The sequence below is a fragment of the Komagataeibacter sp. SM21 genome (assembly GCF_041402665.1).
In the GTDB taxonomy this organism is placed as follows: Bacteria; Pseudomonadota; Alphaproteobacteria; order Acetobacterales; family Acetobacteraceae; genus Komagataeibacter; species Komagataeibacter saccharivorans.
Genome location: NZ_JBGLOV010000005.1, coordinates 213,451 through 234,334 on the forward strand (window position 1 = coordinate 213,451; position 20,884 = coordinate 234,334).

Consider the following 20,884-nt stretch of genomic DNA (forward strand, 5'->3'; position numbering starts at 1 on the left):
TACATATATCTTATTTCAACCACCCAATACATACCAGTAAAATACAGATATTTAAAGCATATCAGAAAACGGTAGAGCATTTTATTGCATATCAGATCGGCTTCCCGCGATCTGCGCTTTTGCGGCCCTGTCTGCGATAAACTGGATGCCCCGTATGGAATGGCATGTCGGTATGCCGGATTTACATTGCATGGGGCAGATTTCAGCAGTCGGGACGGAATATCAAGGAATGCGCCATTTTACGAATACCTGCCAGACGGGGGCAGGCCGGTTGACCAGCCCGATGGTCATGATGCGCATCGCCATTTTCGGATTACTGCTGTTCTGTACCGCAACCCTGTCGGGCCACGCCATGGCGGCGGATACGCAACCGGCGCAGGGCATGACCCAAGAACAGGCCCGACAGGTGCTGGACGTCATCAATGACCCGGCAAAACGCGCGGAATTCCAGAATACCCTTGCTGCCATCGCCACACAGTTGCCGACCAACGCCCCGGTCGCGGCACCCACACCGCACGCCACGGCCCCGGCAAAGGCGGATGAAGTATCAGTCCAGCCAGACAGCCTTGGCAGCGATCTGGTGCAGGACGTGACATCGCTGCGGTCCAGACTGTTGGTGCAGGCACAGCATTTTGTGGCCCTGTTTGGCGATCTGGTGTTCGTGGCGCACTGGACCCATACGATTTTTGCCGACCCGCAGTCGCGTTCGATCCTGCTGGATGCCGTGGGGCGGGCCACGCTGATCCTGTTACTGGCGCTGGCGGCGGAACGTGGTTTTTCCATGCTGCTGCGCAGGCCGCTGCTGAAAGTGACGGAACGGGCGGTTGCGACCGAACGCCGCCTGAACCTGCCCGATGCGTCCACCCCGGCGCAGCCTGACGCACCACCGCCTGCAACCGGCCCGACGCAGGCAAGCGACGAACAGCTTGCCCAGCAGGCCCAGCAGCACGACATGCAGGCACAGCACGCGACATTGCGCCTGCTGGCCCGCATTCCCTTTTCACTGCTGCACCTGCTGATCAAACTGCTGCCCGTCGGCCTGTTCTTCGCACTGGGGTCCAGTTTCGCCTATCTGCTGACCACCACCCATCAGGCGGAAATGGTCACGATCACCCTGACCAACGCCTATGTCGTCGCGCGCGTTGTCTATCTGTTGATGGAAACGCTGTTCGTTCCCCATTCGCCCGCCATCCGGCTTTGCAGCGCAAGTAACCAGACCGCGTTCATGGTCACGCGCTGGCTGAACTTTCTGGTGGCCGCGCCATCGGTTGTGGTGTGCCTTTCCACGCTGGGCGGGGTGTTCGACATGCCCGCGCGCGGGACGGAGGCGATCATCCGCAGCGTGGTGCTGGTTGAACATGTGCTGGTGGCCCTGTTTACATGGCGTGTGCGCGCCCATGTCGCGCTAAGCCTGCAACCACCCGCACGCCTGCGCAAGCAGCCGTTCTGGATGTTTATGGGCCGGATGGTCTACCTGTGGTGGATTCCGGCAATGTTCTTCAACTTCGCGTTGTGGTTGATCTGGGCGACCCATATTCAGGGGGGGTATGCGTGGATCATCCGCACGGTCATCCTGACTACCGCCGTGGTGATCCTGTCGCGCGTGGTATCCGTCGTGCTGTATAACCTGCAGAACCGGCTGTTCCACATCTCGCCCGCGCTGGAAGCCCGCTATCCGGGGTTACAGGCGCGGGTTGACTACTATTACCCGGCATCGCGCAAACTACTGTCTTTCCTTCTGTTTTTCACGACCACGATCCTGTTTTTCCAGGCGCTTGGCCTCCCTGCCATCCATTTCTTTTTCTATGGACGGCTGGGACCGAAAATCATTGGCGCGATTCTGTCCATGATTGTCGCCTATACGGTCGCCATCCTGATATGGGAGGTCGCGAACGCCGCCCTTGAACGGCAGATCACACACTTTGAAAACTCGTCACAGGAAGGACGCGCCAGCCGCCTGCGCACGGTGCTGCCCATTATCAAGACCGTGCTGCTGGCCGTCATCATCATTATCGTGGCGGTCACGACGCTGTCCCAGATCGGCATCAATGTCGCACCACTGCTGACCGGCGCGGGGATCATGGGCGCGGCGATCGCCTTTGGCGCGCAGAGTCTGGTCAAGGACTTCATCACCGGCTTCTTCATGCTGGTGGAAAATGCGATCCAGGTGGGCGACTGGGTTACTGCCGGGGGCATATCGGGCACGGTGGAACATCTGTCCATCCGCACGCTGCGGCTGCGTTCGATCAACGGGGACCTGCATATCATCCCGTTTTCGGAGGTATCATCCATCGCCAATACCTCCCGCGATTATAATCTGGTCGTTGTCGATCTCATGATCGATCTGACGCAGGATACGAAGCAGCTTACCGACATATTTCATGAAGAGCTGGAAAAGATGCGCCAGACCCCGCGCTTTGGCCATCTTATCATGTCCGGGTTTTCATTTCTGGGCATAGAGCAGGCGGACGGCAATGGCGCGCGCTTCCTTGGCTCCGTCCGCACGGCACCGGGATCAAAATGGACCGTCTACCGGGAATATTATGCCCGCGTTGCGGTACGCATGAATGAGGAAGGCATCAGGTTCCCGGTACCCAGTTTCCTCAACCTGCTGGGGAACGGCCCCGGCGACGATGGATTGCACGTCAACATAACCCCCACGCGGCCAGACAGCGCAACACCACAGGCAAAGGCGTAGAAAGGGCGTTACCTACCTTCGTCTTTGCAGTCTTATGGCACGTATGGCTGTTCGCTCATCCCATAACGGGCGAGCAGCCAGAAGGCGCGGTCCGTACCCGCTGGTTACCCAGCAGCCACCTTGCGGCAAGGCATAGTGTGGTGGGCTGTGCTTCGCTGACAGGGAAGGGCAGGCATCGCTCACCAAAAGCTCTTTGATAACTTGCAGGTACACATGCCCGTTTCCGGTCAGCCCGTTCGGAAGGGCCAAAAGCAATCCACGATTGCGAGGCGGCAGCATCACAACCCAAAGCCATGCCAGACGCTGAATGGATTATCTTATTATACCCTGAAGAGACGCAGCATTCCCGCAGCTTCAGGCAATCGCATCAAACAGCAGTTTGCCATTCAGCAGCAGAATGATGATCGCCACCGCCCATGCCAGCACGGTCATGCGGCGGGAGATCACGAATTCCCCCATCTTGCTCCGGTCGGTCACGAACATAAGCAGCGGAATAACCGCGAATGGCAGTTGCATGGACAGGACCACCTGACTGAGCAGAAGCAGTTCCCCCACGCCCCGGTTGCCATACAGCGCCGTAACGGCCACCACCGGAATGATCGCCAGCCCGCGCGTAAGCAGTCGCCGTGCCCAGTGCGGAATGGTCAGACGCAGGAAACCTTCCATAATGATCTGACCCGCCAGCGTGCCGGTCACGGTGGAATTGGTGCCTGCCGCCAGCAGGGCGACGGCAAACAGGGTAGACGCCACGCCAAGGCCCAGAAGGGGGGAAAGCAGGCGATACGCATCCTCGATTTCCGCTATGTCCTGATGACCCGATGTATGAAAGGCGGCGGCGGCCACAATCAGGATTGCGGCATTGATGAACAGCGCCAGCATAAGGGCGATGGTGCTGTCCCATGTGGCCCAGCGGATCGCCTCCGTGCGGCCAGACGACGTACGTTCGAACGCGCGCGTCTGGACGATGGATGAATGAAGATAGAGGTTATGGGGCATGACCGTCGCCCCGATGATGCCGATTGCAATATAGAGCATCTGGCTGTTGGTCATGATTTCGGTGGAGGGAAGAAAACCCTTCAGTATGGCCGCCACCGGGGGCTGTGCCGCCACGACCTCCACCGCGAAGCATAGGGCAACAGTCGCAAGCAGGCCGATGACGAACGTTTCCAGATAACGGAAGCCCCGGTTCATGAGATATAACGCCAGAAAGGCATCCAGCGCGGAAATGATGGCCCCCGCCAGCAGCGGTATGTCAAACAGAAGGTGCAGGGCGACCGCCGTGCCGATCACTTCCGCCAGGTCGCAGGCAATAATGGCCAGTTCGCAGGCCAGCCACAGCACGATATTGACGGCAGGCGGGAAATGGTCCCGACATGCCTGTGCCAGATCGCGCCCCGTTGCAATGCCCAGACGGGCGGCAAGCGACTGCAGGATGATCGCCATGAAGTTCGACAGCAGAATGACGGTAAGCAGCGTGTAGCCAAACTGCGCCCCACCCTGCAGATCCGTCGCCCAGTTACCGGGGTCCATATACCCCACGGAAACCATGTAACCCGGCCCCACAAAGGCAAGGAACCGCCGCAGCCACGATGCACCGGCACCGGGAACCTGCACGCTGGCGAATGCGCCGGGCAGGCTGTTGGTGTCGGCCTGCGCATCACTGGCGAAACGCCATGCGGATTTTGGGGTAGGGGACAGGGCGGGTTCAGGGCGTGACATAAGGTTACTCAATCCCATCCCCCACAAATATGCAATATGCTATATTGAATGGTGTAAGGAAATTTTATCAGCCTGTTGAAAGTCGGACGTGACGGGAAGCCCAGAGGAATATTATCGAAAGCAACAGACCGCACTGTAATTTTTGATATTATGAATATTTATTGTGTATTTTATAATAATTTACTACATATGTACAGTTATGATATTATATATAAAAATACAGCACTATTATTTACATTTATAAATTCCTAGAAAGGCACATACACAACGGGCATGTGAAGTCATGTAGAAAAATTGGCTTCAGTGCACCTTTCCAAAAGGGCACACACAAAACCGGTCCGTTGGGCATCATCCATGTCCTGCAGGAATGCCCCGGTTCAGTAAGGGGGTATGAAATACCTGCCCATCCCGGAAAACAGGCCGAACGCCGGGGGATGCTGCCGTTTCACGTTCGCCCCCCAGCGCCCATTTCATTCACGATATGACCGGCAAAGCCGATGGTGTCACAGCGTATCGAAAACGTAAAAGGATGATGCTTTTGTCACCGCATCATCGGGGACGCGATCGTGGCGCTGACAACACCGGCAATCACGCCGGTCGCCACGGCCGTAAGCAGGTACTGGTTACCATAACGCATCCACTGATAACCCGGCGGCGGGGCGGAAAGACCGCGATAGGACTGCCAGTTATTGACAACCCAGCGACTGTTGCGCGGGCCATCGTAACGGTCGCCCCGATGCCATACCCGGTTCATGTCAACATTGTCGTAACCGCCACGGGATGGGGGCGCATTACGCATGGGACGGCCATGTCCACCACCACCACGCGGTCCCTGTTGCGGCCCATGCTGCTGGCCCTGCGGTCCGCCGCCACCGGGACCACCGGGGCCGCCAGGTCCATTCGGCCCCTGCTGGGCGTAGGAAGGTGATGCCATACCCAGCAGGCAGGCTGTCCCCATAGCGATGAGGGATGTGGTTTTCATGTATCGTTCCAGTCCGAATTTAATATGCGGCTTCATTGGGAAAGGCATCTACAATCCTGAAAAAACAATGATCTTACCATGCCCGGAAATAACGGCTTTTTTATGCGTGGGTCCGCGCATTACGTAACGTCGCTTCCGGTGCAGGTTATTACGTAGCAATGGAAATCCGGTATATTCCCCTGTCTGCTGGATTGCCGGACCATACGCCTGCATTGCGCGGGCGGCAGGCACGGTCCTTCTGCGCGGTAACGCACTGGCACACTTCCCGGTTGCAGGGGGTATTACGCCTTACAGCTCCGCCCACCGGCGGATCAGGTTGTGGTACGTGGCTGTCAGACCCAGTACGGCCGGATGGTCGTCGGGCAGGGACTGGCGCGTTTCGATAATCGAGCGATCAAACTGATACAGCAGCGTGCGTTGCGTATCGTCGCGCACCATGGACTGCGACCAGAAAAAGGATGCCCAGCGACTGCCCCGTGTAACCGTGCTCACGCTATGCAGGCTGCTTGCGGGATAAAGCACCATGTCCCCCGCCGGGCAGCGTATTTTCTGGGTGCCATACGTGTCCTGAATAATCAGTTCACCGCCGTCATATTCATCAAGTTCGCTCAGGAACACGGTGGATGATACATCGGTGCGGAACCGGAACCCCGTGCCGGGCAGAGGACGGATGGCATTGTCCACATGGGTATTGAAACACATGCCCGCATCATAACGGTTGAACAGCGGTGGAAAGACACGCAGCGGCAGGGCAGCGCTGTTGAACAGCGCGTTCCGTCCCAATGCCTGCAGGACCAGATCGGCCAGCTCGCGTCCCTCCGCACTGTCCTGCGGGATCTGGAGGTTGAATTTGGCCTTGGCGGACTGGTCGCCCGCCGTAACCCTGCCATCGACCCACTGCGATTTTTCCAGCAGGGCGCGACAGTAAGCCACTTCCGCCGCACTCAGCACCCCGGCAATATGGATCAGCATGATATGTTCCGCGTCTTTGGGTAAAACAGCATTATCGGTGCCTTCCACCACCACCGCCATACTGCGGCAGGATCTTCAGCAGGACATCGTTGGATTTCTGTCCGGCGGCGGAAGCGATTTCATCCAGTGTTTCGTCAGTGGAGCGCACGGCATATCCCGTATGGGTCAACCGCGCGGCCAGTTCATCCGGCGTGGCATGCAGCAGGGGCGCCAGATCGGTCAGCGGGGCATGCGTCAGGATGGGAAACAGACGCTGCGCCGGATTGCCGCCACGATGCCCGGTCGTGACCATGAAAGCCACAGCCGCCAGCACCGAAATCCCGCAGGCCACCAGCATGGTCCGGCTGCGGAAATATCCAAGGAACTGCGGCCAGTTACGCCACATATGCAGCACGAACGGCACAAGCAGCACCATGCTCAGCCAGGCATGCATGGAATGGAACAGGCCGGGCTGCCAGTGAAAGAACAGGGCCGTGCCGGAAACGGCGGAAATGACAAAGAAACCCGTAACAAACGGGGTCGCGTATTTTTTTACGAAGCGGTTCATATGTAATGCTGTCCTGTTATCGCTTTATGCTGCTGGTCTGGAATGCGTGCCGTCACATCGCCGCCTGCGCGCATCCTGTGCCACACGACGCAGCCGCGGGTCGCCAGACCCGGCCAGAAGGGTTTCGACCGCACGGAATACGTCCGTAAAACCCAGTTCAAGCGCCTTTTCCAGCCATGTCAGTGCTGCGGGCACGTCCCGCGCTGCAAGATGGACACGCCCCAGATTGAGACACCCCCAGCAGTCACCGGCCATGGCGGCGGCATGAAAAAATGTGGCGGCCGCATCCACCTGCGCATCGGGCATCACGCCGTCTTCCACCATGATGCCCAGCATGTTGAATGCTTTGGTCACCCCGTTACGCGCCGCCGCCACATACAGCGCGCAGGCCCGGTGCGGATCAGCGGCCACACCGTCGCCCGCCAGATACAGATCGGCAAGGTTGAACATGGCCCAGCCATCGCCGCACCGTGCCGCCTGTGCAAAATACATGGCGGCGGTGGCCGGGTTGCGCGATACGCTCCAGCCACGTTCAAACGCGCGGCCCAGCATGTTCAGGGCGCGCGGATCACCGCTGCGGGCCGCGACCTCGAACATGCTGAAGGCATCCGCCATGTTGCCGTTGTTCAGATGGACCTGACCCAGCATGAGCTGAACATCCACCAGCGCCACCGGCTCACACGGCGCATTGCCGGTGGTGTCGTGTGTTGTGCTGTTTTTATTTGCACGTTTCATGTCTTCGGTCATGAGGGCACGGTTGTTGTCAGGACAATGAAGGGCAGGGGACAATAAATCAAAACTTTATGGGTTTCAGAATGTTACGCCAATATTACCCATGAAGTAGCGACCGGGTGAAGGAACCGCACGCGACCCGGAGAAGGAGGAGGCGTAATTAAGACGGTTGGTAATGTTATTGGCGTTGAACGATACGCGGTAATGACGGTAATCCCACGAAACCATGCCATTGAGGTTGAAAGTATAGGGCATGCGTGCCGTATTGGTCGTATCCGGCCCGGCCCAGTAGCCCGATGAATACTGTGCGCCACCACCAACCTTCAGACTGCCCCAGTCGGGACGCAGCAGCAGGTGGGACAGGTCATACGAACTCCATACCGACATGTTGTTATGCGGCACCTGGGGGGCGACCTTGCCGTTGTCGCCGGTGTTGCTGTGCGTCACCCGGCCATCCATGTAGGAATAGGAAGCAAATACCTGCCAGTCGCGCGTGATCTTGCCATTGGCACTCAGTTCCACGCCACGAATGCGGCGGCCACTGCCGGAATCCGCAAAGCCGGTTTCCAGATCGCCATTGACATCATAATACTGCGAATTGTTTTCGCTGATCTGGAAGAACGCAACCGTGGTGCCAAGACGTTTGTGGAAGAAGTCCGTCTTGTTGCCCACTTCAAACAGGTCGCTGCGCTGTGGTGACAGGTTGACACCCTTCTGCGCCACATCGCCCGCCTGCGGCTTGATTGTGACAAGGGAGGACACATCGGTGCCAACGGGTTTGTACGACCGCGCGAAGGTGAAGTAGAAGGACGTTGTTTTCAGCGGCGAATACATGATGCTGCCCGACGGGCTCCAGCGATCAGATTTCTGTTCCGCGCGCCCCTGGCTTGCGGTCGAGCGGCTGTAATACGAACTGCTGAATGAATCCCACCGTGCGGTACCGAACAGGGAAAGCTGCCGGGTCAACTGGATGCGATCGGCCAGGAACAGCCCCAGATCACGCGCATTGGCATTACCGTAACCACTGTCGGGAAAGGTGAGGGAGGTGGACGGATAGGAATATTGCGGGTTGCGGATGGTCTGGTTGTTGGTGCGGTTGGTAAAGCTGCCCGGCCAGCGTGAATCACTGGCGTAATTGATATCCACCCCGGCCTTCAGGTCATGATGGACAAAGCCGGTACTGAACCGCGCACGTCCCATGATGACGTTCTGCACGCCCCAGCCCTGCTGCCGGTACGCGGCCCCACCACCCGCGCCGTAGGGCAGGGCGTAATTGCCACCACCCAGGATGGCCGCGGCGCACGCGCCCGAGCATGCGGCGGGCGTGGTGGCGGTATAGTCGCGCTCGTACAGGCTCAGCCGCGTATCGTTGGTCAGCGTGAACCATCGCGTGATGTCGGATTTCAGCGCGGAGGTCAGCGTATGAATGTTGGAGCGGTCAAAATCGAAGCTGCGCGTATAGCTTGTATTACGCGCCACACCGTATTCGGTAATGGGGCGGTAGATGCCATTGACCTGAATCATGCTGACACCGTAATCGGGCTTGCTGTCGCTGTTCAGCCACTGCCATGTCAGATGCCATGAGGTCCGGCTGCGCAGGCCCACGCCAAAATCCACCGCCGCACCGTAGCGGTTGGAGGACACGTTGTTGCGGTCAACCACGTCCTGCTTGTTGTACATGCCATTGACGCGAATGGCCATGTCATCATTGATCTGGTAATTGATATCCCCCGCACCCCGGTATAACGGGCCGCTGCCAAAGGTCTGGTCATAGCTGTAGCTGTTGCCCGCATGGGCGTGTTTCTGGCTCTGGTTGATGACGCCACCAACGTTACCCGCGCCAAAATATTCGCCCGACGGCCCCTTGATGACCTCGACACTGTCCGTATTGAACGTATCGCGTGTATAGGTGCCGAAATCCCTTAATCCATCAGTATAGATGTCCTGTCGCGCCTGCAGGCCGCGAATACGGAACTGGTCGCCATTCAGGCCGCCAGCCCCTTCACCGGTGGACAGGGTAATACCCGGCACATTCGCCAGCGCCTGATCCAGCGTAAAGGCGCGCTGCTGCTTTATCAGTTCCTGCGGCACGACGGTAATGGTCTGCGGCGTGTCACGCACGCTGTCCGGCATGCGCGATATATGCAGGATCTCGCTATTGGTATTGCCGGATTCATTGCCCTCATCCCCGGCTTCCACATGGCCGCCCACGCGCACGGCGGACAGTTTTATGCTGCTGTCGGGTGCTGCGGGCTGGGCAGCATCATCGGCATTCGCATCTTCCGCGCCCACACCAAGGCCAACGGACATGCCAAGGGCTACCGCCAGCCGCAACCCGCGGCCTGGCGGGGCTGATGGGGACAGTTCTGTCTCACTCATTCACCACTCTCCTGACGCGGCATGTGCTGTCGCGTCGTTTATTGCTAACAGGGGACGGCTGTTTGATATTCATTCTCAACTGCATTAGCAAATGATAATCATTCGCTATAACATGAGAAAAGGGCGAGTGTGGCATTACTGACACAGATAGACCGACCCAAGAAAAACTAGGTCAAAAATCAGAAATGATATGTAATGAAATGCCCGTTTTATATGTTTTTGTTATTATAAACAGCCGCAGGACCATGCGCTGGTCTACGCCTTCCGCAAAATGGGGAAGGGCTAAAGAACACATCCACAACCGATTATGGCATGGCGCAAAAAAGGGGTTCTCTGCTTACCGTTACGGCAGAATATTAAAAGCCATTCCCGACGCATGGAGCGTAGCCCCGCAACCGGACAGCCATCATCCCATCAAGCCGTTTGGCCCTGACCAGAATCGTTCCGGTATCCTGTCCGATGCGGAGGGGAAGCGGTGAGGGAGCAGAAAAAGTAAGAACAACGGCCCGAATGCCAGCCAGCGCACAGAAACTGGCGAATGATCGACCGATCCATCGAAAATACCGGTGCCTGCATGGCGAAGATACAGGCCGCACCGGACGGAAAATACTGATTTTATTACAAAACATCTTTTCCCGTCCGCGCCCGGCAATGATGGACAGGGGACAGGGCACCGGACCACATGATCCGGCTTTGTGGGCTGCACGGCGATCTCCGTCACAATTTGCAACGTTCATGTCGCTGCCCTGCGGGCGCGGGGATATTGCATTCTGCCCGGATCTCAAATCATAAAGGCCGGACAACCGGCAGGAGACGAAAGCTTTGTACCCTCGCAAAACGGGGAAACATGCGGCTGTATTCATTTCGGCATTGTTATATGGCGCGTCCCTTGCATCCGTCCCGGCCCACGCGGTTGACGCAAAAGCCACCACGAGCGCCAGCACCCCTTCCGCCGCACCGGCCGCCGCCAGCCGCGCCGATACCATCCTGATCGATGATCTCGAACGCCGGACCTTTCAATGGTTCTGGGATGCAGGTGATCCGAAAACGGGGCTGGTTCCCGACCGCTATCCTTCCGGCCAGACATTCAGCAGCGTCGCCTCCATCGGGTTTGGCCTGACCGCCTATGGCATAGGCGTGACCCGTGGCTACATCACCCGTGAACAGGCCATTGACCGCACGCTTGTCACCCTGCGCTATCTCATGCGCAGCCCGCAGAATGACAGCGAGGATGATGCAGCCGGATATAACGGCCTGTACTACCATTTCCTGAACCGGGAGACGGGTAAGCGCTTCAACCGCGACATCGAACTGTCCAGCATCGACACGGCGCTGCTGATGCAGGGCATCCTGTTTTCGCAGTCCTTCTATGACCACGATACCCCGCGCGAGCACGAGATACGCGATCTGGCCGACCAGTTGTACAGGCGCGTCAACTGGCAGTGGATCACCCGCCCCGATAACCGGCTGAGCATGGGCTGGTCGCCCGAACACCAGTTCATCCCCAGCTACTGGGAAGGGTACAGCGAAGGCATGATGGCCTATATCCTTGGCCTCGGCTCACCCACTCACCCGCTGGCCCCGGCATCATGGCAGGCATGGCTTGCCACCAATGACCGGCGATGGGGCGATTATTATGGCCAGACATTCCTGAACTTCGCACCCCTGTTCGGCCACCAGTACAGCCACGCATGGATTGATTTCCGGGGCGTGCAGGACGCATGGGCGCGCGCAAAGCGGATTGATTATTTTGAAAACAGCCGCCGTGCGGTCTATGCGCAGCAGGCTTACGCCATCGCCAATCCGGGTAAGTGGCACGATTACGGGCCGACCATGTGGGGGCTGACCGCCTGTGACGGCCCCGGTGACACCACGCAGCCGATTGATGGCCAGAGCCGGCGTTTCCTGTCCTATTCCGCCCGTGGCGCGGGCCGTGACTACACGCAGGATGATGGCACCGTGGCCCCCACCGCCGCGGCAGGCTCCATCGCCTTCGCCCCCGAAATCGTGCTGCCGACGCTACAGAACATGAAAGCCCGCTACGGCGAGCGCATTTATGGCCGTTATGGTTTTGTGGATGCTTTCAATCCCAGTTTCCGCACCGGCCAGTCCTTCTGGTCGGATAACGAATATCTGGGGATAGATCAGGGGCCCATCCTGCTTATGATCGAGAACTGGCGCAGCGGACTGGTCTGGAACGTGATGAAGCGCAACCCCTATATCCGCACCGGCATGGAACGTGCGGGATTTGAAGGCGGCTGGCTGCCCGCCACCACAACCGCAGCCAACGTCCCGAACCGTCCATCATCCACACAGGTTGCGCAGGACCACGCCAGCCCGGACCGCACGGCGGCAAGTCCGGCCGGACATTCGTAGCCGCCCGGTGGGGCAGGGGGCGACTGTCCCCCGGCCCCGTTTTGCATCAGGCGGGGACGCGCTTTTCTTCCGCCACCGGCACGCGGATCAGGTAATCGAATGCGGACAGGGCCGCCTTCGCGCCATCGCCAATGGCGATCACGATCTGCTTGTACGGCGTGGTGGTCGCATCACCCGCCGCAAAGACACCGGGCACCGATGTCGCGCCATGGTCATCCACAACGATTTCACCGAAATCGTTCAGCCTGACCGTGCCCTTCAGCCAGTCCGTATTGGGCAGCAGGCCGATCTGGACAAACACCCCTTCCAGATCGACATGGTGGTCCGCGCCGTCACCGCCGCGATAGGTCAGGCCAGTCACGTTCCGGCCGTTGCCTTCCACCCGCGTTGTCAGGGCCTCGGTCAGGACGGTGACATTGGGCAGGCTGTGCAGCTTGTCCTGCAACACCTTGTCCGCCTTCAGGTGTGATCCGCGCTGCAGCAGCGTGACATGGGCCACGATACCGGCAAGGTCGATCGCCGCTTCCACGCCGCTGTTGCCACCACCGGCCACGGCAACCCGCTTGCCCTTGTAGAACGGGCCATCGCAATGCGGGCAGTAGGCCACGCCCCTGTTACGGTATTCCTCCTCGCCCGGCACGCCGAGGTGACGCCAGTGCGCGCCGGTGGCAAGGATGACCGTGCGGGAATGCAGGATCGCCCCGCTTTCCAGCGCGACCCCATGCAGGCCACCGGGCTTTACCGCCGGAAACAGTTCCGCCGCGCGCTGGGCGGGTATGATCTCCACATCATACTGCCGCACATGTGCTTCCAGCGCAGCCGCCAGTTTTGGCCCTTCGGTTTCCTTGACCGAAATGAAATTCTCGATGCCTTCGGTATCCATGACCTGACCGCCGAAGCGCTCGCCCACCAGCCCCGTACGCAGCCCCTTGCGCGCCGCATAGATCGCGGCGGAAGCGCCCGCAGGGCCGCTGCCGATTATCAGCACGTCGAAGGGTGCGACATTCCTGAGCTGCTCCGCCGCGCGTTTGGGGGCATTGGCGTCCAGCCTGGCCAGAATCTGGGTAATATCCATCCGCCCGGTGTCGAACAGTTCCCCGTTGAGGTAGACCTGCGGCACGGACATGATGTTCTTTGCCGTGACCTCGTCCTGAAACAGCCCGCCGTCAATCGTGACGTTATGGATGTTGGGGTTGATGACGCTCATGGCATTGAGCGCCTGCACCACATCCGGGCAGTTCTGGCAGGACAGGGAGACATAGGTCTCGAAATTGTAATGCCCCGGCAGCGCGCGGATCTGGGCGATCTGGTCATCGGTAAATTTGGGGGGGTGGCCCCCGGCCTGCAACAGCGCCAGCACGAAGGACGTGAACTCATGCCCCATCGGGATGGCGGCGAATGTCACGCCGGTTTTCGCCCCATCGCGCCTGATGATGAAGGAGGGGCGGCGCGTGGCCTCGCCCTGTTCGGACACCTGCACCCTGTCAGAAAGGGCGGCGACCTCGTGCAGCAATTCATGCATCTCACGCGATTTCGGGCTGCTGTCGAGCGATGCCTCCAGCACGACCGGGTGCGCCAGGTCTGCCAGATAGGCCTTGAGCTGCGTCTTGATGGTGTCTTGCAACATGGGAGTGAACTCCGCTTTTCCTGAAAAGGTGAAGCGCGGTGGCCCGATCCCGCAGGGTCGGGCCACCGCCGTCGGGATCAGATCTTGCCGACGAGGTCCAGCGACGGGGTCAGCGTCTCGGCGCCTTCCTTCCACTTCGCCGGGCAGACTTCACCGGGATGGCTTGCGACGTACTGCGCGGCCTGGATCTTGTCGATCAGTTCGGCGGCACTACGGCCCACGCCGCCAGCCGTGATCTCGATGTACTGGATCTTGCCTTCCGGATCGATCAGGAACGTGCCGCGATCGGCAAGACCTGCTTCCTCGATCAGCACGTCGAAGTTGCGCGCGATCTGGCCGGTCGGGTCGCCCAGCATGACGTACTGGATCTTGCCGATGGCCGGCGACGTGTCGTGCCATGCCTTGTGCGTGAAATGCTTGTCGGTGGAGACCGAGTAGATTTCAACGCCCAGCTTCTTGAACGTCTCGTAGTTGTCGGCCAGATCCTCAAGCTCGGTCGGGCAGACGAACGTGAAGTCGGCGGGGTAGAAGAAGAATACGGACCATTTGCCCTTCACGTCGGCATCGGTCACCTTGATGAACTGGCCGTTGTGGAAGGCATCGGTTTCAAAAGGCTTCAGTGGCGAATTGATGCGTGCCATGTGGAATTCTCCTTGCTTGCACTGTCAATGTTGACGGGCCTGTTGTCCCACGAACACGAAATGCGGGGAAACAGTTTCTGTCAATGGCTGTAATCGGTAAAACCATTTTACAAACAGACAGGAATCGGTCCTATCTATACCCATGACGTATATTCCCCTTTCCGGTCTGTCGCTACGGGATATCGAATATGTGGTGGCGGTTGATGACCTGCGTAACTTTTCCCGCGCGGCGGAACGCTGCGGGGTAAGCCAGGGCGGCCTGTCGGAACAGGTGCGCAAGCTGGAAGGGCTGCTGGGTGTCGTGCTGTTTGAACGCTCCCGCCGCCACGTCACGCTGACACCGGATGGCGCGCGCCTGATCGCCCGTGCCCGCGACGTGCTGGCCGCCGCCCGTGCGATGATCGAAGCCGCCCGCGTGCAGACCGGCCCGCTGGAAGGGGTGCTGCGCATGGGGGTCATAGCAACCCTTGGCCCGTATTACGTACCCAGCCTGCTGCCGCTGCTGCGCCGGACCTACCCGCAACTGAAACTGCAACTGACCGACAGCCTGACCAACATCATGCTGGACGCCCTGCGGCATGATGAACTGGATCTTGTCTTTGCGGCCCTGCCGGTCAAGGGCGATAATTTTCACTGCGTGCCCCTGTTCGACGAGCCGTTTGTGGCCGCCTTTCCCGCCGAGCACCCTCTGGCCACACGTCCGGGCCTGACCATGCCGGACCTGCAGGGACCGGACCTGCTTTTGCTGGAAGACGGGCACTGCCTGCGCGATCAGGCACTGGCGCTGTGTGGCATGCCCCTGCAACGCGACCACCAGCGTCTTGCCGCAAGCCTTGAAATGCTGTGGCACATGATCGGCGCGGGGGAAGGCTACTCCCTCATCCCGCGTCTTGCGCTGCGCAACCGCAGCGAGTGGTCGGACCTGATTTCCCTTGTCCCCATTCCCGAAGCCCGGCGCACCATCGGGCTTGTCTGGCGCACGACAGACCCGCGGGCCGCCGCCTTCAACGAATTCGCCCACTTCCTGCGCGAAAACGTGCCCGAAGGGTGCCGGGCCGCAAGCGAAGACCCGGCCGCACCGGAAACTGACGCCTGAACCCACCTCACGCAGCCGCATTACCGCCAGGATTTAACCGCAATCAAACCTTCCTTGCGCTGCAACGTTCGTCTTCAAGTTGCAGGAGGAAGACATGAAACCTTTCATCAGGACCCTTTACGTCGTGGCGATCAGCGCCGCGCTGGCCGCATGTTACGGCGGCCATCCCCACCATGGCGGTCGTGACGGCTATTATCAGGATGGCCATTACGGCGGCGGCTATGGCGGCGGACCCGGACCGGGGCGTCAGGGTGGTGGTCCCTATCCCGGAGGGGGCATGGGGGGCCGCTAATCCCGCCCGGTTACAGATACCCGCGCGCCCAGGCGCGCGGGAACACATCAGAACTTGATCTGGAACAGCGACATGATGCCATGAAAATGTTCCGGATTCCGGCCACCGCTGACCTGCCCGTATTCATACTGCATCGTCATGCGCACGATCGCCGTGGGCCACCAGTTGACCGCCAGCGTGCCGACCTGCTGGTTGCCCCCCGAAATCGGGGCTGAATTCAGGTTCGCATGGGAATAGCGGGCCGCCACTTCCAGCACGCCATACCCATTGCACAATACGGTCTGCCTGCGGTCGCACACAGGCGATGAAAAGGCGGCGGTGCGTCCCTTCCATGCGCGTGGCTGACCGTTGATGGTATAGGCAAGCTGGCCATACCATCCGTGAAACTGTAATTGCCTGCCGCTGCTGCCGGTATGGCTGTTGACCAGAATATCGTATCCTTCCCCTTGGAAAAGCAGCTTTTTCCATGCCAGCGCGGCCTCCATGCCGAACGCTCCGGCGCTGTCTGCCGCGATTTTTCCGGTTCCAAGGTATTTCGCGTCGGTGCCCGTATTCATTTCGGGCGTGTCGGCAAAGGACAGGGCAGGGCTGGCGTTGCGGGCGGATGCGGGCCGGAACACCCATTCCCCCGAAACACCCAGATGGAGCAGGACCGAGCGTGTGCGCACCGGCAGCCCCACCAGACGGAACGCCATGGCGCGCTGGTTGCCATCTTCGCCGGGCCCTGCCGTGCCGCCCGTGGCGGAAAGTGCCACATGATAGCGCCTGCCATAGGATTCAGCCTGCATGGCCTGCCGTTCAATGCCTGTGGCCAGATTGCGCGTAAGGGTGGAAATGCTGGCCCGTTCGACAAAGACCGTATCCCCCTGCGCCTGCATGGATTCAAGGCCGAAGCTGGGTTTGAAAATACCGGCGGTAAAGACGAAATGCTTCAGCCCGATATAGGAAACCTGTCCTTCAAACAGGCGCATCGGCCCGCCGGGCGCGGGGCCTGCATCCCATATCGCGCCAATTTCCACCTGTTTGTGAATATCCATCCGCACGCCATTGCGCAGGCGTGCGCCACGGGCCCCGGTTCCGGGCTGCTGGGGCGCGGCATGGGCAAAGCCGCCTACATCAAGCTGGTCCGTGGCATAGGGCCGGATGGTAATGCCGGGCAGGGTGATTGCGGGAATGCTCTGTCCATGCGCGATACCACACGGACCCAGCAGGGACAGGCAAACCAAAAAACCGGTTTGTAACCGACACGACAAAAGGGGCCACGCTCCCATCACTGGCTTCACAAGGCTGACAGTCATAACACGGGGCCAGCGCGGGCAGGGGTATCGAATCTTTGAAGGGGGGTGTTGCCGCGTGGTGAACACGCGAGGGGGAGAAGAACGCACAGGCGCGCAGACCGGGCATGGCAGCCGACCGCGTGGAGCTATGGCAACCACTGGATCATTGCGTAATGATTACGGTCTGGCTCCCTGTTTTTTCGGTTTCATTCCCTGTATCAGGGGGCAATCCCATTGACGCAAAGGAAGGCGCACATGTCGGGTGAACTGTTTCTCAATGGCCGTTACCTGCCGCCTGAACAGGCAACCGTGTCCGCCTTCGATCGCGGGTTCCTGTTTGGCGAAGGGATTTATGAAGTCTGGCTGGTGGTAGGGCGCAGGCTGGTCGATCTGGACAGCCACCTCAGCCGCCTTGACCGCTCGCTGCGTGAAACCGGCATTCCCGTCCCGCCGGAACGCGCCGCACTGCCCGCCATTTTAGCAGAAATCATCACGCGCAACGCCATAACGGACGGCTTCATCTACCTTCAGATCACGTCCGGCGCGGGGGAACGAAACTTCACGGGTGAGGCCAGCACGCGCCCGACCCTGCTGATCCTTGCGCAGGAAAAGGACGCGCTGGCGGCACCTGCGCTGCAATCCGGCATCGCCGTTGATCTGGTGCCCGACATCCGCTGGCTGCGCCGCGACATCAAGACCATCATGCTGCTGCCACAGGTCATGGCGAAAAAGGCCGCCATGGCTCATGGCAGGCAGGACGCCATTTTTTACGACAGTACGGGCGTGACCGAAGGGGCCTCGGCCAATGTGTTCATCGTGACAGCACAGGGTGACCTCGTTACCCGTGCCCTTTCGCACGAACTGCTACCCGGTTGCACCCGCAATCGTGTGATGATCCTTGCACGCGAGGCAGGACTTACCGTGCGTGAAGAGACCATAACCGTGGACGCGCTGCTTGCCGCGCCCGAAGTGTTCCTGACCAGTGCCACCAGCCTTGTCATGCCGGTTATCCGCATCGGGGACAGCACGATCGGAAACGGACAGCGCGGCGCAACCACGCAGCGGCTGCAGCAGCTTTACCTGAACTACATAGACAGCCTGCCGCCTATCGGCGGCTGAAGCGCAGGGCTACTGCGGCAGAAGCATGACCACGTTCTGGTAGGTCGCGCGCACCCTGGCGCGGACGGCGTTGTCCGGCGGGTTCATATCGGGGTTCTGTTCCGCCGTAGCCCGTGCCGCAGCATCGCGCATCTGTTCATCGGGATGGTCCTGTGGCTTCAGGACGCGGCCAAACTGCGTCTGTCCAAAATCGGGCACATATTCCTCATCGCGCCATGCCGTCCTGCCCGCGATCATGACTTCACGCACCACGCCTTTGGGGCGGTTGATGACCTGCCGGCAGCCCAACTGGCTGCGATAGACGAATTCATAGGTTCGTTCCGGATTCCACTGCCGCAGGGCCGTGGGATCGATCAGACACAGATCCGCCTGCGCGCCAACCTTCACTACGCCCGTATTGAGGTTGAAGAATTCCGCAGGCAGGCCGGTCAGCCGGTGCACGGCCTGCGCCACCTTCTGCAATCCCTGTTTCTGGGCTATTTTGAGGAAACGCAGGTTGCCGTCATAAAAACCGATATTGGCCAGATGCGCGCCGCTATCATTGAACCCCGGCAGGGTCAGGGGATGGAACAGAAGTTTTTCCAGTACGGCAGGGTTCCGGTTGGCAATCGTCGTTTCCCATCGCAGGTCGGTATCCCACTGCCGCAGCAGATGCACGATGAAGGCAGCATCATCGCATATGGGATTGGGAAAGGTTTCAAAAAACCGCGCTTCAGCCGAGGTCGCCGCGCCAAGCTGGCCGCCGGATTCCTGCCAGCATAACAGGCGCTGATACGGGGCATCCAGCGTGTGATCGCACCAGTTGTCCAACGGGCATTCGCTGACCATCATATCCGCAAGCCTGCGGGTCAGCACCGTTTCTTCCTGCCGCAGCACGCGGCGCAGCCGGGCCAGCGACAGACCTTTCTTGCCGTTGAGCCACATATGCCGGAATGATGCGATCCATTCCGGATCATTCAGGATGCGCGCCCGCGCGGCCCGGTCCTCTGGCTCGCATTCATTCAGGGCGCGCAGTTCGGGAATTTCATCGGCCAGCGGATTTATTGCCCCGTCGCTCCATATACGGAACGTGCCGGACAGGACCTGAAACCGGAACATCCCGTCCAGAAGGCGGGAATTGAGGATGGCCGAAAGCATAAGGCACAGCTTCACCGCGGCACGGTTCGTATGCAGGTCGAGAATGGCCAGCACCGTCGTGCGCAGGGGGCGGCCAAACAGGCGACCGCTGGTCAGCAGAAAACTGCGGAATGCCTCGAAAATATTGTCCTTGGGTGGCGTCGCCTGCCATACGCGGCCATAGCGCCGCACCACCCCGGTCAACCGCGCCAGTTCGCGGAAGCCTGCGTACTGCGTTGGAATCCGGCTTTTCTTGTGCGGGCTGTTCGCCAGAAAATGGAAGGGCAGGGCATCGGTTGAAAAACCGGCATATCCCTGCGCCATGCCCGCATCAAGCAGGCGTTCCATGCTTGCGCGTTCGCGCCGGGTGGGCCTGCGGTTGATGGACGCCTGCAACCCCATGACTTCGACCCGCAACATGGAATGGGGAATAAGGGGTATGACATTGGGACCAAGCGCCAGCCCGCCCAGATGGTCGAGATACTGCTGCGAATCAGTCCACGTGCAGGCATCGGCCACCTTGCCCAGCACGCTTTTGGGCATGTTTTCCACCCGGGCGAAACAGTCCACGATCGGGTCTTCCCCGTCGCGTCGCTGGTTGCCATAGGTTACGCCGATGGAACAGTTGCCAATCACCACCGCAGTCGTGCCATGGCGCACGACTTCCGGCAGTTCGGGGGCAAGTTCCAGCTCAAGGTCGAGATGCGTATGGATATCCAGCAGGCCGGGCATGAGCCACAACCCGCCGCAGGCCACCTGCCGGGTGCTTTCATCGGCTTCAAGCCCGATGCCGATTGCACTGATCCGGCCATCGGAAACCGCCACGTCGGTTACGACAGGCTCACATCCCGTACCATCGAAGAAAAGGGCATTGCGATAAATGGTATCGGGCACCTATGCCTCCACACTTTATGCCATGGTCGGGCATGGCGGAAATACTGAAGGCTGAACCGCTGTCGCGCGGGCCAGAATGCATATGGCTGAAACACCCTGGCACCGGATTGGTTCCCCACAATCCTGCCCCAGACCGTCAGTCCCGTCTGCTGATGAACCCATGCAGATGATACGCAGGCAGGTATGCAAACCGGACCCCATGGGGGTAAATGGCCCCCTCATGCGTTGGCGACAGGAAGTGAAGGGCACGAAATTGAAAACTCGATGGATGGACAGGGGGGCGGCACTGTGAGTATCCGTTGTGGTCAAGCGGCTTTTGGCATCCAAAGCCGATCTTTGTGAAGCAGGGCGTTTGCGAGGACGATGAGCTTTCGCATGATTGCGGTAATGGCGATCTTGGCGTGTTTTCCCTTTACG

Annotated in this window: 15 protein-coding genes and 1 pseudogene; 5 read left to right on the forward strand and 11 right to left on the reverse strand. The window is 59.7% G+C overall.

Annotated elements, in window-relative coordinates; all coding sequences use genetic code 11:
• The first annotated feature begins 292 nt into the window (after positions 1–292).
• Entirely contained in the window at positions 293–2,698 is a 2,406-nt protein-coding gene (locus ACBR42_RS07620; RefSeq protein ID WP_371207667.1) for a mechanosensitive ion channel family protein, read from the forward strand.
• A gap of 354 nt (positions 2,699–3,052) precedes the next feature.
• Here ACBR42_RS07620 and ACBR42_RS07625 read toward each other — a convergent pair whose 3' ends face one another.
• The 6 genes from ACBR42_RS07625 to ACBR42_RS07650 all read right to left on the reverse strand — a co-directional run bounded on the left by ACBR42_RS07625 (position 3,053) and on the right by ACBR42_RS07650 (position 10,029).
• Positions 3,053–4,417 carry an Nramp family divalent metal transporter gene (locus tag ACBR42_RS07625; protein ID WP_371207644.1) on the reverse strand — a complete coding sequence of 455 codons (1,365 nt, stop codon included), beginning with the start codon at positions 4,415–4,417 and terminating at the stop codon, positions 3,053–3,055.
• A gap of 541 nt (positions 4,418–4,958) precedes the next feature.
• Positions 4,959–5,399 carry an RcnB family protein gene (locus ACBR42_RS07630; protein WP_110547602.1) on the reverse strand — a complete coding sequence of 147 codons (441 nt, stop codon included), beginning with the start codon at positions 5,397–5,399 and terminating at the stop codon, positions 4,959–4,961.
• A 288-nt stretch (positions 5,400–5,687) separates the two neighbouring features.
• A complete protein-coding gene (locus tag ACBR42_RS07635) occupies positions 5,688–6,371 on the reverse strand; it encodes a Fe2+-dependent dioxygenase (protein ID WP_371207646.1) in 684 nt (227 codons plus the stop codon).
• A gap of 31 nt (positions 6,372–6,402) precedes the next feature.
• Positions 6,403–6,918, reverse strand: a complete 516-nt coding sequence (locus ACBR42_RS07640; protein ID WP_371207647.1) for a hypothetical protein — start codon at positions 6,916–6,918, stop codon at positions 6,403–6,405.
• A gap of 24 nt (positions 6,919–6,942) precedes the next feature.
• On the reverse strand, positions 6,943–7,653 hold the full coding sequence (locus tag ACBR42_RS07645; protein WP_371207648.1) for a tetratricopeptide repeat protein: 711 nt from the start codon (positions 7,651–7,653) through the stop codon (positions 6,943–6,945).
• A gap of 75 nt (positions 7,654–7,728) precedes the next feature.
• Positions 7,729–10,029: a TonB-dependent receptor gene (locus tag ACBR42_RS07650; RefSeq protein WP_371207649.1), complete on the reverse strand. Its 2,301-nt coding sequence runs from the start codon at positions 10,027–10,029 to the stop codon at positions 7,729–7,731.
• 822 nt (positions 10,030–10,851) lie between these two features.
• Between ACBR42_RS07650 and ACBR42_RS07655 the strand changes: the two genes are divergently transcribed.
• Complete coding sequence (locus ACBR42_RS07655) at positions 10,852–12,405, forward strand: glucoamylase family protein (RefSeq protein ID WP_371207650.1); 1,554 nt, start codon at positions 10,852–10,854, stop codon at positions 12,403–12,405.
• A 46-nt stretch (positions 12,406–12,451) separates the two neighbouring features.
• On the opposite strand, the gene ahpF is transcribed toward ACBR42_RS07655, so the two are convergent.
• Together ahpF and ahpC are read right to left on the reverse strand one after the other, a co-directional pair.
• Positions 12,452–14,032 carry an alkyl hydroperoxide reductase subunit F gene (gene ahpF / locus ACBR42_RS07660; RefSeq protein ID WP_371207651.1) on the reverse strand — a complete coding sequence of 527 codons (1,581 nt, stop codon included), beginning with the start codon at positions 14,030–14,032 and terminating at the stop codon, positions 12,452–12,454.
• 77 nt (positions 14,033–14,109) lie between these two features.
• Positions 14,110–14,673, reverse strand: a complete 564-nt coding sequence (gene ahpC, locus ACBR42_RS07665; protein ID WP_102323703.1) for an alkyl hydroperoxide reductase subunit C — start codon at positions 14,671–14,673, stop codon at positions 14,110–14,112.
• 142 nt (positions 14,674–14,815) lie between these two features.
• Here ahpC and ACBR42_RS07670 point away from each other — a divergent pair, with 142 nt between their 5' ends.
• Entirely contained in the window at positions 14,816–15,769 is a 954-nt protein-coding gene (locus tag ACBR42_RS07670) for a hydrogen peroxide-inducible genes activator (RefSeq protein ID WP_118963292.1), read from the forward strand.
• 94 nt (positions 15,770–15,863) lie between these two features.
• On the forward strand, positions 15,864–16,061 hold the full coding sequence (locus tag ACBR42_RS07675) for a hypothetical protein (RefSeq protein ID WP_102323701.1): 198 nt from the start codon (positions 15,864–15,866) through the stop codon (positions 16,059–16,061).
• Between the two features lie 47 nt (positions 16,062–16,108).
• On the opposite strand, the gene ACBR42_RS07680 is transcribed toward ACBR42_RS07675, so the two are convergent.
• Positions 16,109–17,287 carry an OprO/OprP family phosphate-selective porin gene (locus ACBR42_RS07680; RefSeq protein ID WP_371207652.1) on the reverse strand — a complete coding sequence of 393 codons (1,179 nt, stop codon included), beginning with the start codon at positions 17,285–17,287 and terminating at the stop codon, positions 16,109–16,111.
• A 306-nt stretch (positions 17,288–17,593) separates the two neighbouring features.
• Between ACBR42_RS07680 and ACBR42_RS07685 the strand changes: the two genes are divergently transcribed.
• Complete coding sequence (locus ACBR42_RS07685) at positions 17,594–18,457, forward strand: aminotransferase class IV (RefSeq protein ID WP_371207653.1); 864 nt, start codon at positions 17,594–17,596, stop codon at positions 18,455–18,457.
• A gap of 9 nt (positions 18,458–18,466) precedes the next feature.
• Here the strand turns inward: ACBR42_RS07685 and ACBR42_RS07690 are convergent, their stop codons facing one another.
• Both ACBR42_RS07690 and ACBR42_RS17215 read right to left on the reverse strand, forming a co-directional pair.
• Positions 18,467–20,467, reverse strand: coding sequence for an amidohydrolase family protein (locus ACBR42_RS07690; RefSeq protein WP_371207655.1), 2,001 nt, complete (start codon positions 20,465–20,467; stop codon positions 18,467–18,469).
• A 305-nt stretch (positions 20,468–20,772) separates the two neighbouring features.
• Positions 20,773–20,884 (reverse strand): annotated as a pseudogene (locus tag ACBR42_RS17215) (IS110 family transposase); the annotation flags it as partial.

Coding starts and splice junctions, on each gene's coding strand:
- ahpF (WP_371207651.1), bottom strand. CDS start 14,032: ATGTTGCAAGACACCATCAAGACGCAGCTCAAGGCCTATCTGGCAGAC.
- ACBR42_RS07645 (WP_371207648.1), bottom strand. CDS start 7,653: ATGAAACGTGCAAATAAAAACAGCACAACACACGACACCACCGGCAAT.
- ACBR42_RS07635 (WP_371207646.1), bottom strand. CDS start 6,371: ATGCTGATCCATATTGCCGGGGTGCTGAGTGCGGCGGAAGTGGCTTAC.
- ACBR42_RS07670 (WP_118963292.1), top strand. CDS start 14,816: ATGACGTATATTCCCCTTTCCGGTCTGTCGCTACGGGATATCGAATAT.
- ACBR42_RS07625 (WP_371207644.1), bottom strand. CDS start 4,417: ATGTCACGCCCTGAACCCGCCCTGTCCCCTACCCCAAAATCCGCATGG.
- ACBR42_RS07620 (WP_371207667.1), top strand. CDS start 293: ATGCGCATCGCCATTTTCGGATTACTGCTGTTCTGTACCGCAACCCTG.
- ACBR42_RS07675 (WP_102323701.1), top strand. CDS start 15,864: ATGAAACCTTTCATCAGGACCCTTTACGTCGTGGCGATCAGCGCCGCG.
- ahpC (WP_102323703.1), bottom strand. CDS start 14,673: ATGGCACGCATCAATTCGCCACTGAAGCCTTTTGAAACCGATGCCTTC.
- ACBR42_RS07650 (WP_371207649.1), bottom strand. CDS start 10,029: ATGAGTGAGACAGAACTGTCCCCATCAGCCCCGCCAGGCCGCGGGTTG.
- ACBR42_RS07640 (WP_371207647.1), bottom strand. CDS start 6,918: ATGAACCGCTTCGTAAAAAAATACGCGACCCCGTTTGTTACGGGTTTC.
- ACBR42_RS07685 (WP_371207653.1), top strand. CDS start 17,594: ATGTCGGGTGAACTGTTTCTCAATGGCCGTTACCTGCCGCCTGAACAG.
- ACBR42_RS07630 (WP_110547602.1), bottom strand. CDS start 5,399: ATGAAAACCACATCCCTCATCGCTATGGGGACAGCCTGCCTGCTGGGT.